Source organism: Marmoricola endophyticus (assembly GCF_014644415.1).
Lineage (GTDB): Bacteria > Actinomycetota > Actinomycetes > Propionibacteriales > Nocardioidaceae > Marmoricola > Marmoricola endophyticus.
Map to the genome: position 1 here is coordinate 1056832 of NZ_BMKQ01000001.1, position 15912 is coordinate 1072743.

The following is a 15912-nucleotide window of genomic DNA, read 5'->3' on the forward strand; positions in this document are numbered from 1 at the left end:
CGACCCGACTACTGCAGCGTCACCGGAGCGAGGATGTCGCCGAGGATGAGGACGACCGAGCCGACGAGGATCAGCGTCGCCATCACGTACGTCAGCGGGAGCAGCTTCGCGGCGTCGACGAAGCCGGGGTCGGGACGCCGCCGCAGCCTGGCCCAGCCGCGGCGCAGCGCCTCGTACAGCGTCGGGGCGATCTGCCCACCGTCCATGGGCGGCAGGGGGACGAGGTTGAACAGGCCGAGGAAGAGGTTCAGCCCGGCGATGATGAGGACCACCGAGAAGAACCGGTCGACCACCGGGGTCTGCTGCTGCGAGGTGATCTCGCCCGCGACGCGGCCCGCGCCGACGACGCTCATCGGGCCCTCCGGGTCACGCTCCTCGAGGCCGAGCGCGGCCCTCCCGACGTGGTAGACCTCGACGGGCAGCCGGCCCAGCGTCTTCAGGGTCTGCCAGGTCGCCGACGACATCGTGTCGATGACGTACCCCGGCCCCTGGCGCTCGGTCTCCTGCACGGGCGTGATGCCGAGGAACCCGACCCGCGAGACGGTCTCGGGGTCGTCCGGGTCGGGCCGTGCGGAGACGGTGGTGTCGGTGGTGAGGGTGAGCCGCTCGCCGTCGCGGACGACGCCCAGCCGGGCCGCGCCGTCGCCGTTGCCGCGGATCAGCTTCTGCAGCTGGGCGTAGTCGGTGATCCGGGTGCCGTTGAAGTCGGTGATCTCGTCGCCGGCGCGCAGTCCCGCCTTCGCGGCCGGCGACTGCGGGTCGGCCGACGTGCACTCGCGCGTCTGGTCCCCGTCACGGACCGCGATCACGCACTGCGAGACCGCCTGCACCTGCGGCTTGGCGACCAGCACGCCGTGCCCCATGAACACCGCGCCGAAGAGGATCACCGCGAGCACGAGGTTGACCGCGACCCCGGAGCCCATGATGATCACGCGCTTCCACCAGGGCAGCCGGTAGAACATCCGGTCCTCGTCGCCGGGCTGGACCAGCTCGTACTCCGCGGAGCGGGCGTCGTCCATCAGCTGGCTGAACATCCCGGTGCTGCGGGAGCGGACCCGCTCCCCCTCCTGCGCGTCCTGCTCGTCCTCGGTGCCGCGGCGCTCGTCGGGCGGCAGCATCCCGATCAGCTTGCAGTAGCCGCCGAGCGGGATCGCCTTGAGGCCGTACTCGGTCTCGCCGATCCGCTTGGACCAGATCGTGCGGCCGAAGCCGACGAAGTACTCGCTGACCCGGACGTTGAACAGCTTGCCGGGGATCAGGTGGCCGAACTCGTGCAGCGCGATCGAGACCGCGACGCCCACGGCGAAGAGGAGGACGCCGAGGACGTAGGCGATCACGGTCATGGGCGGGGCAGCTCCTCGAGCAGGCGGGTGGCCTCGGCACGGGCCCAGGCGTCGGCGGCGAGGACGTCGTCGACGGTGAGCCCCTCGGGGGTGGAGCGTACGTCGGCGAGCCCCACGACCTGCGTCACCACGTCGACGATCCCCGTGAACGGCAGCGTGCCGTCGCGGAACCCGGCGACGCACACCTCGTTGGCGGCGTTGTAGACCGCGGGCACGGTCCCGCCGGCCGCGCCGACCCGCCGGGCCAGCGACACCGCCGGGAACGCCTCGTCGTCCAGCGGCAGGAACTCCCAGGTCTGGGTCCGCGTCCAGTCCATCGGCGGCGCGGCGTCGGCGACCCGGTCCGGCCAGGACAGGCCGAGCGCGATCGGGATCAGCATCGTCGGCGGACCGGCCTGCGCGAGGGTCGAGCCGTCGTGGAACTCCACCATCGAGTGCACCTCGCTGGTCGGGTGGACCACGACGACGATGTCGTCCATCGGCACGCCGAAGAGCAGGTGCGCCTCGATCACCTCCAGCCCCTTGTTGACCAGGGTCGCGGAGTTGATGGTCACCACCGGGCCCATGTCCCAGGTCGGGTGGGCGAGCGCCTCGTCCACGGTCACGTCCGCGAGCTCGTCACGCGTACGGCCCCGGAACGGGCCACCGGAGGCGGTGAGGACGAGTCGGCGCACCTCGCCTGCGCGGCCGCCGCGCAGGCACTGCGCCAGCGCGCTGTGCTCGGAGTCCACGGGCACGATCTGGTCCGGTGCCGCCCGGTCCAGCACGAGCGGACCGCCGATGATCAGCGACTCCTTGTTCGCCAGCGCCAAGACGTTGTCCGCCTCGAGCGCGGCCAGAGTCGGCCGCAGCCCGACGGCGCCGGTGATGCCGTTGAGCACGGTGTGGCACTCCAGACCGGCGGCCTCGACCGACGCCTCCTCACCGAGCCCCTCGAAGGCGGGCGCGAACTCGGCGACCTGCTCGGCGAAGAGATCCGGGTGGCCGCCGCCGGCGGTCAGCCCGACCACCCGGAACCGGTCCGGGTTGCGGCGACAGATCTCCAGCGCCTGGGTGCCGATCGAGCCGGTGGAGCCCAGGACGACGACGTCGCGACGGGTCACAGGTCGAGGCCGGTCAGGACCATCACCCGCTCGTAGGTGAAGTCGGCCATCGCGTACCGGATGCCCTCGCGCCCGACGCCGGAGTCCTTGACGCCGCCGTACGGCATCTGGTCGGCGCGGTACGACGGCGCGTCGCCGATCACCACTCCGCCGACCTCCAGCTCGCGGTGGGCGCGGAAGGCCGTGGCGATGTCGGTCGTGAAGACCCCCGCCTGCAGCCCGAAGTCGGAGTCGTTGATCGCCGCGAACCCGGTCTCCACGTCCGGGACCGGCTCGACGACGAGCACGGGGCCGAAGATCTCCGCGCACCAGGCCTGCACGTCGTGGGGCACGCCCTCGAGCACGGTCGGGGCGTACGTCGTCCCCTCGCGCACCCCGCCGGTCAGCACGGTCGCCCCGGCCTCGACCGCGGCGTCGACCCACTGCTCGACCTTGTCGGCGGCGGCGTCGTCGATCAGCGGGCCGACGAAGACGTCCTCGTCCTTCGGGTCGCCGGTGACCAGCGCCTCGACCTGCGCGACCAGCTTGTCCTTGAAGACGTCGTACGCCGCCTGCTCGGCGAAGACCCGCTGCACGCCGATGCACGACTGCCCGGCCTGGTAGTTGGAGAACATCGCGATCCGCTTCGCCGCGTGGTCCAGGTCGGCGTCGGCCGCCACGAGCACGCCCGCGTTGCCACCGAGCTCGAGGGTGACGTGCTTGCCCGGGACCTGGTCGCGGATCGAGTAGCCGACCGGACCGGAGCCGGTGAAGCTGAGCACCGGCAGCCGCTCGTCCTCGGTGAGCGACCCGGCGTCCTCGTTCTTCACGTTGACCACCTGCACCATGCCCGCAGGCAGCCCGTGCTCCGCGCCGGCCTCGGCGATGAGCTCCCCGAGCCGGATGCCGGACAGCGGGGTCTTCGGTGCGGGCTTGAGCACCACGGGCGCCCCCACGGCGACGGCCGGGGCGAGCTTGTGCGCGACCAGGTTCAGCGGGAAGTTGAACGGGCTGATCGCCAGCACCGGACCGCGCGGGACGCGTCGGACGTACGCCAGCCGGCCCTCGCCGCCGGGGTCGGAGTCCAGCCGGATCGCCTCGCCCGACTCCTGGCGGGTCTCCTCGGCCGCCCACCGGAACACCGACACCGCCCGGCCGACCTCGCCGCGCGACCACTGCATCGGCTTGCCGTTCTCGGCGGTGATCAAGGCGGCCAGCTCGTCGGTGTGGGCCTTGATCGCCTCCGACACCGCGCGCAGGGCGTCGGCCCGTACGTGCATCGGCAGCCGGGCCGCCTCGGGTGCGATGGCGGCCGCGTGCGCGACGGCCCGCTCGACCTGGTCGGACGTGGCGTACGTCGTGCTGCCCGCGGGCGAGCCGTCGTACGGGTGGGTCACGTCGAGCACGTCGTCGCCGTGCACGCGCTCGCCGGCGATCAGGTTGGGCATCCGGTTCTCAGTCACGGGGTCCAACCTAGGCCGAGCGGAAAGCCCCCAGCAGCGCCCCCAGGTCGTACGCCGGACCCAGCGCCGCGAGCCTTGCGGCGAGGTCGCCGGTCAGCCGTACCGTCGCCCGCTCGTCCCCTCCCCCGGGCCAGAGGATCAGCGCCGGCGCGTCGGGCGAGAGGTCCGCGCAGCCGGCGGGGTCGGTACGCCCCGCGCGCATGACGACGTCCCACGGCACGGCGACTCCCGCGCTCTGCCCGAGCACGACGACCGCGCCGGGCTCGTGCTCGGCGTCGGCCAGGGCGAGGCCGACCGCCACGTCGTCGGCGGTGACCACGACCCCCGGCTCGGTGCTGTCGACGGCCGCGGCGAGGTCCGGCGACCCGGGCGGCAGCAGGACCGCGACGACCCCGAGTCGAACGGCTGCGAGCAGTGCGACCGCGAGCTCCTCCCCGTCGGGCAGGTCGAGCAGCACCCGGTCACCGGGGACCAGCGCGAAGCCGCGCAGCACGCCGGCGAACGCACCGACCCGCTCCAGCAGCGTCGCCGCCCTGGTGCCGGGCAGCGCCTCCTCCTCGGCCCGACCGTCGAGGATCGCGCGGTCCAGCAGCTGGTAGGACGCGTTGAGGGTCCCCGGCTGGTCGTCCCCGGGCCGCTTGAACCAGGTCAGGTCCCCGCTCGCCCCCTGACTCACCCGTCGTCCCCCTCGGACGCACGCAGCTCGGCCTTCCAGTCGCGGAAGCCCTCCTCGGTGCGTCCCCGGCGCCAGTAGCCCGAGACCGACACGTCCGCACGCGGCAGCCCGCGCTCCTTCAGCAGGTAGGGACGGACCCCGTGCATCACGGCGTCGGCCTCTCCGTGCACGAACGCGTACGCCCGGCCGGGCAGCCACTCCACCGCACGCACCGCGCCGGGGAGGTCGTCGGTGACCCAGGTGACCTCGGTGTCGTCGGTCGTCGGAAGGTCGACGTGGTGGTCCTCGGGCGCGAGGAGGACGACGCGTGCGGTCGCGCTCGCCGGGAGCGCCGCCAAGGCCGCACGGATCGCGGGGAGCCCCGCCTCGTCCCCTGCCAGCAGGTGCCAGTCGGCGTCGACGTCCGGTGCGTACGCCCCGCCCGGGCCCCGCATGCCCAGGCTGTCCCCCACCTCGGCGCGGGCCGCCCACGGCCCGGCGTACCCCTCGTCCCCGTGCACCACGAACTCGATCGCCATCGTCGCGGTCGCCGGGTCCGGCTCGAGGACGGTGTACGTCCGCACCACCTCGGTCCCGTCCGGCTGCGGCAGCGCGAGCTTGACGTACCGGTCGGTGTACGCGCTGGCGCCGAAGCGCTCCGCGAACGCCTCGGCGTCGTCGGCCCGCAGCTCGACCCGCACGAGCCCGGGGCTGGTGCGGGAGGTCCCGGTGACGGTGAACGTGGTGACCGGCCGCTCCCGACGGCCGCGCTGAACAGGTGCCTGGGTCATGTAGGAACCCTAAGTCGGCCGTGGTCACGCCTCGAGCGCCCCTCACCGGGTCTCGACGCGCTCGCTGACGCTCGCTGCTCGACCACCCCGGGTGGTCAAGCCCGACACGAGCGCAGCGAGCCCACGCCAGCCAGGTGGTCAAGCCCGACACGAGCGCAGCGAGCCCACGCCAGCCAGGTGGTCGAGCCCGACACGAGCGCAGCGAGCCCACGCCAGCCAGGTGGTCGAGCCCGACGCGCGCAGCGAGCCCACGCCAGCCAGGTGGTCGAGCCCGACGCGAGCGCAGCGAGCGAGGACGTCGAGACCACCCGCCACCGGAGCCGGGGTCTCGACGCGCGCTTGCTCGACCACCTCGGGAACAACCTCCCCCGTCGATCGCCTTGCGTCGTACGTGACCTCTCAGAGCACCGACACCCAGAACCTGGCCGCCGCCTCCGGCACCTTCACGCTCGGCGGCGACCTGCCCGTCCACCGCCTCGGCTTCGGCGCGATGCAGCTGCCCGGCGAGGGGGTGTGGGGCCCGCCCGCAGACCGTGACACCGCGCTCGCGGTGCTGCGCAAGGCCGTCGAGGTCGGCGTGACGCTGATCGACACCGCCGACTCGTACGGGCCGTACGTCTCCGAGGAGCTCATCCGCGAGGCCCTCCATCCGTACGCCGACGACGTCGTGATCGCGACCAAGGCCGGGCTGACCCGGCAGGGCCCGGGCGTGTGGACGCCGCTCGGACAGCCGGCGTACCTCCGCCAGGAGGTCGAGATGAGCCTGCGCCGCCTCGGGCTGGAGCGGATCGACCTGTTCCAGCTGCACCGCATCGACCCCGCGTACCCCGTCGCCGACCAGGTCGGCGAGCTCAAGGCGCTTCAGGACGAGGGCAAGATCCGCCACATCGGCCTCTCCGAGGTGTCCGTCGCCGACCTCAAGGAGGCCGAGCAGACCGCGGAGATCGTCTCGGTGCAGAACCTCTACAACCTGGCCAACCGCCAGTCCGAGGAGCTGCTCGACCACTGCACCGCGCACGGCATCGGCTTCATCCCGTGGTTCCCGCTCAACACCGGCAAGCTGTCGGCCGACTCCGGCCCGCTGGCCGAGATCGCGAAGGGCCACGACGCGAGCGCTTCTCAGCTCGCCCTGGCCTGGCTGCTCGAGCGCTCGCCGGTCGTCCTCCCGATCCCGGGCACGAAGTCCGTCGACCACGTCGTCGACAACACCGCCGCCGCCAGCATCGAGCTGACCGAGGACGAGTACGACGCACTCGAGCAGGCCGGCCGCAAGGCCGAGGAGGAGGCAGCCTGATGCAGTACACCAAACTGGGAGGCACCGGGCTAGAGGTCAGCCGGATCACGATCGGCTGCATGAGCTGGGGTGACCCCGAGCGCGGGGGTCACCCGTGGGTCAAGGACGCCGGCTTCGCCGACGAGACCGTCGCCGCGGCGCTCGAGGCGGGGGTCAACTTCTTCGACACCGCGAACGTGTACTCGGGCGGCTCCAGCGAGGAGTTCACCGGCCGGGCGCTGTGGAAGCACGCCGACCGGGAGGACGTCGTCCTCGCGACCAAGGTGTTCCAGCGGATGCGTCCCGGTCCCAACGGCGCCGGGCTCTCCCGCAAGGCGATCCTGCACGAGATCGACGCCAGCCTGAACCGGTTGGGAACGGACTACGTCGACCTCTACCAGACCCATCGCTGGGACTACGACACGCCGATCGAGGAGACGATGGAGGCGCTGCACGAGGTCGTCGTCTCGGGCAAGGCGCGCTACCTCGGCGCCTCCTCGATGTACGCCTGGCAGTTCGCCAAGGCCCAGCAGGTCGCCCGCGAGAACGGCTGGACGCCGTTCGTGTCGATGCAGGACCACTACAACCTGATCTACCGCGAGGAGGAGCGCGAGATGCTCCCGCTGTGCCAGGACCAGGGCATCGGGGTCATCCCGTGGAGCCCGCTGGCGCGCGGTCGGCTGACCCGCCCCTGGGACACCGACACCAACCGCACCGAGACCGACGAGTTCGGCGGCACGCTCTACCGCGACGAGGACGCCGACATCGTGGCGACGGTCCTCGCGCTCGCCGAGCGGCGCGGTGTCTCCGCGGCCCAGGTCGCGCTGGCCTGGCTGCTGCACCAGCCCGCCGTCACCTCGCCGATCGTCGGCGTCACCAAGCCGGAGCACCTCGCCGACGCGGTCGCCGCCGTCGACCTCGAGCTGAGCGAGGACGAGCTGACCGAGCTGAGCGAGGGGTACGTCCCCCACGCCATCGCCGGGCACCGCTGAGCGACCAGCACCACTGGGCTCGCCCACCGATGAACGGGCACGCGCCGCGCAGGTGCGGCATGCACACCGTCGTCGTGCCCGTTCAACGCTCCTCATCTCTCAGGTCGACGTCTCGGGCCGAGCGGCGAACGCCCTCTTGACGTCGCGGTACCACCCCATCGACGCGACCGGGTGCTTCCAGCGGCCCCTCATCTCCTCGTGCGCCGGTACGTGCGCTGCGTCCCCGCCCCTGGCGGCGTCCCGCAGGTGGCGGTCCTGGGCCTTGATCACCTCGTCGGCGCTCTCCCCGTGGTGCTCGGTCCCGCAGGGTCCCCCGAGGTCGCGGCAGGTCATCGTCCTCACGTCGTGGTCCTCTCGTGTCACACCGCACGCCGTTCGTGCGTCACCCTCATGACGACGCCCACGACGAAGGTGTGACACCGATGGACCGGACCGAGGCTTTCGAGATCGAGCGGCCTCGCCTGCTGCGCATCGCCACACGCGTGCTCGGGGGGACGGACGAGGCCGAGGACGTCGTGCAGACGGCCTGGCTGCGCCTGCACGACAACGCCTCGGAGATCGAGAACCTGCCCGGGTGGCTGACGACGGTGACGACGCGGCTGTGCCTGGACCGGCTGCGGGCCCGCGCCCCTCGGCCGTACGCCGAGCCGCCCACCGTCGAGCCCGGCCCCACCCCCGACGAGGAGGTACTCCTCGCGGACACGGTGGGGGTGGCGCTCCAGGTCGTGCTGGACCGTCTCGCGCCGCGCGAGCGGGTCGCCTTCGTCCTGCACGACTCCTTCGGCATCGCGCACGCCACGGTCGCAGAGATCCTCGGCACCAGCCCGGCGAACGCCCGCCAGCTCGCCTCGCGCGCTCGTACGAAGGTCGCGGCGACGGCTCACGACCAGGAGGGACGCTCGGACCGGGCCGTCGTCGACGCCTTCCTGGCCGCTGCGCGGCAGGGCGACTTCACCCGCCTGCTCGCGCTCCTCGCTCCGGACGCGGTCGTGGTCGGTGACGCCGCGGCCGTCGCGATGGGGACGCCGTCGCTGATCGAGGGCCGCGAGCCCGTCGCCACCTTCTTCGACGGCGCGGCCAAGGCGGCCTTCCCCGCACGCGTCGACGGTCGTCCTGGTGCGGCCTGGATCCACCACGGCGAGACCCGCGTCGCCTTCGACTTCACCGTCGTGGACGGGCTGGTGGTCCGCATCGCCTTCCGTGCCGACCCCGACGTCCTGGCGAGCGTCGAGCGGAGGGAGCGCCGCGACCGGTGAGCGCGGCACCGGAGCGGGACGTCATACGACCTGGTCGCCAGAGCAGCCCGTTCGTATGACGTCCTGGGTCGCCCTCACCGCCAGGGCAGACGAGGTACCTCAGCACGGCCGGGCCACCGTCGTCAGGCCGCGCCGGCCCGCTCGATCAGCCAGGCGAGGGCGAAGGCCTCGTCGCGCCAGGCGTCGTACCGGCCGCTCACTCCCCCGTGGCCGGCCACCATCTCGGTCTTCAGCAGGATCTCGTGCGGGTCGTTCTCCGCCAGCGTCCGCAGCTTCGCGATCCACTTGGCGGGCTCGACGTAGTAGACCCGGGTGTCGTTGAGGCTGGTGGTCGCGAGGATCGCCGGGTAGCGCGTGGCCTCGACGTTGTCGTACGGCGAGTAGCCGCGCATGTACGCGTACACCTCGGGGTCGTGCAGCGGGTCGCCCCACTCGTCCCACTCGATGACCGTCAGCGGCAGCGACGGGTCGAGGATCGTGGTCAGGGCGTCCACGAACGGGACGTCGGCGTGCACCGCGGCGAACGCGTCCGGGGCGAGGTTGACCGCCGCGCCGATCAGCAGCCCGCCGGCGCTGCCGCCCCGCGCGACCAGCCGGTCGGCCGAGGTGAAGCCCTCGGCGGCGAGGTGCCGGGCGACGGCGACGAAGTCGGTGAAGGTGTTCTTCTTGGTCAGCGTCTTGCCGTCCTCGTACCACCGCCGGCCCATCTCGCCGCCGCCGCGCACGTGCGCGATCGCGTAGACGAAGCCGCGGTCGAGCAGCGAGAGCCGCGGCACCGAGAAGTACGGGTCCATGGAGGCCTCGTAGGAGCCGTAGCCGTAGAGGAAGCACGGTGCGCTGCCGTCCAGCGGCACGTCCTTGCGGCGCACCAACGAGACCGGGACGGCCACGCCGTCCGGCGCGGTCACCCACTCGCGGCTCTGCACGTAGTCGGCCGGGTCGTACGCCCCGTGCTCGGGGTGGTCGAGCACCTCGCGCTGCTTGCGCAGGTGCCGCTCGCCGGTGGCCACGTCGTGGTCGAGCACCTCCGGCGGCGTGACCAGCGAGGTGTACGACAGCCGCACCGACGTGGCGTCGTAGTCGGGAGAGGAGTACGCGCCCACGCTGCGCACCGGCTCCTCGAACTCCAGGTCGGCGCCCTCACCGAGGTCGCCGTCGGCGGTGCGGCCGATGACGCGCACCGCGGTCAGCCCGTCGCGCCGCAGCCCCAGGACCACGTGGCCCTCGTAGGCGTCGACGCCGGTCAGCCGCCGGCCGGGCTCGTGGGCGATCACGGGCTGCCACTGCTCGTGCGAGCCCGCGTCGAGCGGCGCCTCGGCCAGCTCGAAGTCCTCGGCGCCGTCGTTGTGCAGGACCAGCAGCCGGTCACCGGCCGGCTCGACGTCGTACTCGACACCCTCGCGGCGCGGTGCCACGCAGCGCAGCTCGCCCGTCGGGTCGTCGGCCGGCAGGAGCCACGCCTCGGAGGTGATCTTGGACCCGACGCCCACCATCAACCACTCGCCGTCGCGGCTCTCGCCGACGCCGAGCCAGTAGCGCTCGTCGTCCTCGCGGAACACCTCGACGTCGTCCTCGCTCGCGGTCCCCAGGGCGTGCCGCATGACGACGTACGGCCGCCACGCGTCGTCGGCGCGGGTGTAGAGGACGTGGTCGTCGGCGGCCGTCCAGGTGACACCGCCCATGACGTCCTCGATGACGTCGGGCAGCGCCTCACCGGTGGCGAGGTCACGGAACCGGACGGTGTAGCGCTCGGCGCCGGTGTCGTCGACGGCGTACGCCATCACGTCGCCGCGACGGCTGACGTCCAGCCCGCCGAGCGAGAAGAAGGCGCTGTCGCCGGCCTCGACGTTGCCGTCGAGCAGCACCTGCTCGTCGCTCAGCCCGCCCTCGGGGTCGGGCGGGGTGCTGCCCTGGGTCGCGGGGACCCGGCAGGAGATGCCGTACTGCTGCCCCTCGACGGTGCGGCCGTAGTACCACCAGCGGCTGACCGACCCGTCGGCCCCACGGTGGGTCACGTGCGTCGGGACGCTCAGGTCGGTCTGCTTGGTGCGCGCGGCGATGTCGTCGAAGACCGACTGGCGCAGGTCGGACAGGTGGGCGGTCGAGGCCTCCGTCCAGGCGTTCTCCGCCTCGAGGTAGCCGGTCGTCTCCGGCGACTCCTTCTCGCGCAGCCACTCGTAGTCGTCGACCACGGTCTCACCGTGGTGGGTCCGCTCGTGGGGTACGCGCTTGGCCTGGGGAGGTCCGGTGATGTCGTCGGGCACCGCACGAGCCTAGGGCGAGCCGAAACTCCGTTGCGCCCGGCGGTGGCCGGGGCGACGGTGGCGGCGTGCCGCGGGTGGTTTCGACGCGCTCGCTGGCGCTCGCTGCTCAACCACCCGACGTGCTCGCTGCTCAACCACCCGCGTTCACACGGGCGCTCACTGCTCGACCACCCGCGCGTGGTCGAGCCCGACGTGAGCGCAGCGAACGAGACGTCGAGACCACCCGCACCCACCCACCCACACACACCCAGGAGAGAGGAGCGACGCCATGACCGTCGTCGGCCCCACCCCCACCCCTTCTCTCCCCTGGAGCACCTGTGAGCACCGACCCCGCCGACCATCCCTCCTCTGACTTCACCCTCGACTGGGAGGTCGTCGACGTCCCCGACGGCAGCCGGCTGACGTCGTACTGGGACGTCGAGCCGCTGTGCCGCGGACCCGAGCCCGTCCCTGACTGGGTCGTGCTCGACCGTGGCGCCGTCGACACCGACCTCGGCGTCCTCAAGACCGGGAAGGAGGGCGACGTGAGCCTCCTCGAGCGCAGCGGCAAGGACGGCACCGTCGTCCTCGCCGCCAAGCGCTACCGCGACCAGGACCACCGCAGCTTCCGCCGCGGGGAGGAATACGCCGAGGGCCGTCGTGTGCGCGACTCCCGCGTCACCCGCGCCATCGCCAAGGGCAGCGCGTTCGGCCGCGCCGCCGCGGCCGGCCAGTGGGCGAGTGCGGAGTGGGACCAGCTCAAGCGGTTCTGGCTGCTGGGCGTACCGGTCCCGTACCCCGTGCAGATCGACGGCACCGAGATCCTCATGGAGCTGGTGCTCGACGAGGACGGCGCCCCCGCCCCGCGCCTGGCGCGGGAGCGTCCGGGGCACGCCCGGCTGGCGTCGTACTTCGACCAGCTGCGCGAGGCGATGCGGGCGATGGCCGAGCAGGGCTGGGTGCACGGCGACCTCTCGCCGTACAACCTGCTCGCCGCCGGCGACCGCCTGGTGGTGATCGACCTGCCGCAGGCGGTCGACCTGGTCGCGAACCCGCAGGGCAGCGAGTTCCTGCTCCGCGACTGCCACCACGTCTGCGCGTGGTTCGCCGCCCGTGGCCTCGACGTCGACGCCGACGCGTTGTTCGCGGAGCTGATCGCGGCCGCGTGGTGAGGGATTGACACTGTTACTCGTACGAGTAACTTGTTACTCGTGCAGGTAAGCAGATCGGTCACCAACCAGGCCCGCCGCGACCAGATCGTCGCGGCGGCGATCGACCTCGTCGCCGAGCAGGGGTACGCCGCGTGCACGTTCGCGCGGATCGCGAAGGCCGCGGGCCTGTCCTCGACGCGGATGATCTCCTACCACTTCGCCGACAAGGACGACCTCGTGGAGGCGGTGCTGGGGCGCGTGTACGCCGTGATCGGCGACTTCCTCGGCAAGCGGCTGACCGATCTCGCCGACCCGCGCGAGGCCCTGGCGTCCTACATCCGCAGCACCGTGGCGCTCAACGACACCCACCGCGCCGAGATGCGCGTGCTCACCGAGCTGGTGCTCCACCACGGCCACGAGAGCGACGCCGAGGTCTACGACGCCCGGCAGGAGGACACCGCGGTCGGCCGGGTCGAGCAGGTGCTCCGCGACGGCCAGGCCACCGGGATCTTCGGCGACTTCGACCCGACCGTCACCGCGACGGCGGTCCAGCGCTCGCTGGAGAGCATCGCGTTCCAGCTGCGCATGCGACCCGACACCGACCTCGACCACTACGCCGAGGAGCTCGTCGGGCTCTTCGACCGCGCCACGCGTCCAGCACCCACACCGCACAGGAGGAACGCATGAGCACGACGCAGTCGACCGCCACGCACCACGACGCGGACCGGACCGGCGACCCCGCAGCGCTGGACCGCCTGATCCGGCTGATGCTGGTCAACCTCGGTCTCGGGCTTCTCGTCGCCGCCCTCACCCTGCTGCTCCACGGCGCGATCGTCGACCACCAGGCCGCGCACTCCACCCGGTCACGGGCAGCACTGTCGACCGACCTGTGGTCGCGGCCCGGCCCGGCGGTCGCCGTGGCGATCCTCTACCCGCTGTTCATCCGCAGGCTGCGCCAGCGCTCGCAGCGCGGCTGGCGGCGCACGGTCATCGTCGCCGTCGCGCAGCTGCTCTCGCTGGGCTGGTTCGCGATCGGCGCCCACTACCCGGTCTGGCTCTCGGCGCTGATGGGCCTGCAGGCCGTGGTCGTGCTCGCCGTGCTCCGGGCCGCGACGCGCCCTGCCGTACGCCGCCTGTTCGCCTTCCCCGCACCCACCGCGGCCTCCCGTACCGCCCACCGGGCGGCGTGGCTGCTGGTCGTGCTCGCCCCCCTCGTCGCCGAGCTCTCCTGGGGCTCGACGCGGGCCAGCCAGATCGCGGGGCTGACGCTCTACTGGCCCGCGTACGCCGGGGGCGCGCTGCTGGTCCGCGAGGTCGTACGACGCACCGGCGGCGGCTGGGCGAGCATCCTGGCCCTCGGCGTCGGCTACGGACTGCTCGAGGAGGGGCTGGCGCTGCAGTCGCTGACCAGCCCCTCGATCTTCCCCGACATGGCCGCCCTGACCCCGAGGCCGTGGGGCATCGACGTGGGCTACGCCGTGATGGTGCTGACCTACCACGCCGTCATCAGCATCGCGGTGCCGATCAGGCTCGCCGAGCTGGTCGTCCCCTCGGCCGCGCACCGCCCGTGGCTGGCGCGGCCGACGCTGGTGGTCACCGGGGTCGTCGCGGTCCTCGGGCTGGGGCTGCTGCGGCTGATCCCGCTCTCGGCCGACCCGGACTACCTGCTGCCGTGGCCGGCGTACCCCGTCCTCGCGGTGCTGGTCGTGCTGCTCGTCGGGCTGGCGCTGGTGGCGCCGCGACCGGCCGCGCGGACGACGGGGGCGCTCCCCTCCCCCGGCGTCGTCGGCGGGCTCGCCGGCCTGGCCGCGCTCGTCTTCCTGGGGCTGCTGATGCCGCTGCCGGGCGTGCACCACGCAGCGTGGACCCCGAGCGGGGACGCGTCCTGGGTCGCCGTGGTCGCGAGTCTCGTGGTGCTGGCCGGCGCGGCCGTCCTCGGGCGGCGGTGGACCGCGCGGACCGGGTGGACCGACCTGCACGCGACGGCCGCCGTCGCCGGCGTCCTGGTGGCACACACCGTCATCGGCTGGCTGTCGCTGGTGCACACGGCCCTGGACCGGACGGCGCTCGGCGTCGTCGGCCTCGTCGAGGTCGTGCTGCTGGCTCTCTTGATCCGCCGGGTCGGCGGAGCGGCAGACCGAGGATCGCCCCCGGCACGGTGACCGGGTGACCCCCGGCCCCTCGAGGCACTACCGTGCTCTGGTGCGGTCCGAGCGGGCCGCCCGGACGAGGGAGCCGTACCCGGCACGCGACAAGACGGCCATGAGGAGTCGTCATGGCGTGGGTCGTGCTCGTGGTGTCCGGAGTGCTGGAGGCGGTGTGGGCACTGGCTCTCGGTCGCAGCGAGGGGTTCTCCCGACCGGTGCCGACGGTGGTGTTCGGCATCGCCCTCGTGGCCAGCATGGCCGGGCTGGCGACGGCGATGCGCACGCTGCCGGGCGGGACGTCGTACGCCGTCTGGGTCGGCATCGGCGCCGCCCTCACCGTCACCTGGAGCATGGTCACCGGCGACGAGACGGCCGGCGTGGTGAAGGTGCTGCTGCTCCTCGGGCTGGTCGGCTGCGTCGTCGGGCTGAAGCTCGCGCACTAGGTTGACGCTCGTGCGGGTGGTCGAGGTCGAGTCGCTGGAGCAGCTCGACGCGCTGGTCCGCGCCGGGGCGACCTCCGCCCGCGGCTGGCGCCTGCAGTCGGTCGACCTGACCGCGCGGACCGACGTCCTGGCCCGGCTCGATGTCGCCGGTGCGGTGTTCCTGGGCTGTCGGCTCTTCCCCGAGGCCGAAGCCGACGTACGACGTCGAGGCGCGGTGCTCTTCCCCACGCTTCCCGACGTGCCGTTCGACCCGTACCGGGCCCGCCTCTACACCGCCGACGAGCTGTACGCCGGCCTGGAGGGCGGGTACGACGCCACGCTCGACGCCCGTGCGTACGCCTGGGACCGCGGCGAGCGCGAGGTCGCCCGTACGCTCGCCTCCGCGCTGCACGACCACGCGATCGACGACGCGCTCGAGGAGTGGGTCGACGGCCGGTCGGTCGTCGGCGTGATGGGCGGCCACGCAGCCGGACGGGGCAGCGACGACTACCGTGCCGCGTGCCGGCTCGGCCACGCGCTGGCTGCGCGGTTCACCGTCGCGACCGGCGGGGGGCCCGGGGCGATGGAGGCCGCGAACCTGGGCGCCTACCTGCCGCCGGGGACCGACCTGGGCCAGGCGGTCGACGCGCTGGCGCGGGTGCCCGGGTTCGACGACGTCGGCGCCTGGGCGAGGGCGGCGCTCGACGTGCGCGAGCGCCACGAGGGACGCGAGTCGCTGGGCGTGCCCACCTGGTTCTACGGCCACGAGCCGCCGAACGTGTTCGCGAGCGCGATCGCGAAGTACTTCGCCAACTCCGTCCGCGAGGCCGTGCTCCTGCGCGTGTGCCGCGCCGGGATCGTGTTCCTCCCGGGGTCGGCCGGGACGGTCCAGGAGATCTTCCAGGCGGCGTGTGAGAGCTACTACGCCGCACCCGACGACGTGGTCGCGCTGGTCCTCGTCGGCGTGGAGCACTGGACGCGGACCCTGCCCGCCTGGCCGCTGCTCCAGGCGCAGGCCGGGGCGAGCGGGATGGCCGTGCACCTCGTCGACGACGTGGCGGAGGTCTCGGCGCTGCTGGCCTGAGCTGTCCGTC

15 protein-coding genes and 1 riboswitch are annotated in these 15912 nt (G+C 72.9%); of the genes, 8 read left to right on the top strand and 7 right to left on the bottom strand.

What is annotated here, in order from left to right; translation table 11 throughout:
• Positions 1-8: 8 nt before the first annotated feature.
• From IEX42_RS05155 to IEX42_RS05175, 5 genes are read right to left on the bottom strand one after another with little or no spacing between them, the layout of a single operon-like run.
• Positions 9-1343 (bottom strand): M50 family metallopeptidase, encoded by a 1335-nt coding sequence (locus IEX42_RS05155; RefSeq protein WP_188778830.1) that lies wholly within the window; start codon positions 1341-1343, stop codon positions 9-11.
• A complete protein-coding gene (locus IEX42_RS05160; protein ID WP_188778832.1) occupies positions 1340-2446 on the bottom strand; it encodes a 1-deoxy-D-xylulose-5-phosphate reductoisomerase in 1107 nt (368 codons plus the stop codon). The genes IEX42_RS05155 and IEX42_RS05160 overlap by 4 nt, the downstream gene beginning before the upstream one ends.
• Positions 2443-3888 carry an aldehyde dehydrogenase family protein gene (locus tag IEX42_RS05165; RefSeq protein WP_229660608.1) on the bottom strand — a complete coding sequence of 482 codons (1446 nt, stop codon included), beginning with the start codon at positions 3886-3888 and terminating at the stop codon, positions 2443-2445. Before IEX42_RS05165 ends, IEX42_RS05160 begins: the two co-directional genes overlap by 4 nt.
• A gap of 10 nt (positions 3889-3898) precedes the next feature.
• Positions 3899-4564, bottom strand: a complete 666-nt coding sequence (locus IEX42_RS05170; protein ID WP_188778834.1) for an AMP-binding protein — start codon at positions 4562-4564, stop codon at positions 3899-3901.
• Entirely contained in the window at positions 4561-5334 is a 774-nt protein-coding gene (locus IEX42_RS05175; protein WP_188778835.1) for a siderophore-interacting protein, read from the bottom strand. The genes IEX42_RS05170 and IEX42_RS05175 overlap by 4 nt, the downstream gene beginning before the upstream one ends.
• A 391-nt stretch (positions 5335-5725) precedes the next feature.
• Here IEX42_RS05175 and IEX42_RS05180 point away from each other — a divergent pair, with 391 nt between their 5' ends.
• Complete coding sequence (locus tag IEX42_RS05180) at positions 5726-6628, top strand: aldo/keto reductase (protein WP_188778837.1); 903 nt, start codon at positions 5726-5728, stop codon at positions 6626-6628.
• The gene (locus IEX42_RS05185; protein WP_188778839.1) at positions 6628-7599 is read left to right on the top strand and encodes an aldo/keto reductase; all 972 of its coding nucleotides are present in this window, start codon (positions 6628-6630) and stop codon (positions 7597-7599) included. Before IEX42_RS05180 ends, IEX42_RS05185 begins: the two co-directional genes overlap by 1 nt.
• Positions 7600-7698: 99 nt before the next feature.
• Here IEX42_RS05185 and IEX42_RS05190 read toward each other — a convergent pair whose 3' ends face one another.
• Positions 7699-7932, bottom strand: a complete 234-nt coding sequence (locus tag IEX42_RS05190; protein ID WP_229660954.1) for a DUF1059 domain-containing protein — start codon at positions 7930-7932, stop codon at positions 7699-7701.
• An 89-nt stretch (positions 7933-8021) separates the two neighbouring features.
• Here IEX42_RS05190 and IEX42_RS05195 point away from each other — a divergent pair, with 89 nt between their 5' ends.
• Positions 8022-8855: a sigma-70 family RNA polymerase sigma factor gene (locus IEX42_RS05195; RefSeq protein WP_188778842.1), complete on the top strand. Its 834-nt coding sequence runs from the start codon at positions 8022-8024 to the stop codon at positions 8853-8855.
• A 122-nt stretch (positions 8856-8977) separates the two neighbouring features.
• On the opposite strand, the gene IEX42_RS05200 is transcribed toward IEX42_RS05195, so the two are convergent.
• Positions 8978-11119, bottom strand: coding sequence for a S9 family peptidase (locus IEX42_RS05200; RefSeq protein ID WP_229660609.1), 2142 nt, complete (start codon positions 11117-11119; stop codon positions 8978-8980).
• A 317-nt stretch (positions 11120-11436) separates the two neighbouring features.
• Here IEX42_RS05200 and IEX42_RS05205 point away from each other — a divergent pair, with 317 nt between their 5' ends.
• The 5 genes from IEX42_RS05205 (at position 11437) to IEX42_RS05225 (ending at position 15902) form a co-directional block, all read left to right on the top strand.
• Positions 11437-12270 carry a serine protein kinase RIO gene (locus IEX42_RS05205; RefSeq protein WP_188778843.1) on the top strand — a complete coding sequence of 278 codons (834 nt, stop codon included), beginning with the start codon at positions 11437-11439 and terminating at the stop codon, positions 12268-12270.
• Positions 12271-12309: 39 nt separating this feature from the next.
• Entirely contained in the window at positions 12310-12936 is a 627-nt protein-coding gene (locus IEX42_RS05210; RefSeq protein WP_188778844.1) for a TetR/AcrR family transcriptional regulator, read from the top strand.
• Complete coding sequence (locus tag IEX42_RS05215; protein WP_188778845.1) at positions 12933-14411, top strand: AF_0692 family protein; 1479 nt, start codon at positions 12933-12935, stop codon at positions 14409-14411. The genes IEX42_RS05210 and IEX42_RS05215 overlap by 4 nt, the downstream gene beginning before the upstream one ends.
• A 39-nt stretch (positions 14412-14450) precedes the next feature.
• A riboswitch (guanidine-III (ykkC-III) riboswitch) is annotated at positions 14451-14514 on the top strand.
• 10 nt (positions 14515-14524) lie between these two features.
• On the top strand, positions 14525-14839 hold the full coding sequence (locus tag IEX42_RS05220) for a DMT family transporter (RefSeq protein ID WP_188778846.1): 315 nt from the start codon (positions 14525-14527) through the stop codon (positions 14837-14839).
• Positions 14840-14849: 10 nt separating this feature from the next.
• Positions 14850-15902: an LOG family protein gene (locus IEX42_RS05225; protein WP_229660610.1), complete on the top strand. Its 1053-nt coding sequence runs from the start codon at positions 14850-14852 to the stop codon at positions 15900-15902.
• The last annotated feature ends 10 nt before the right edge of the window (positions 15903-15912 follow it).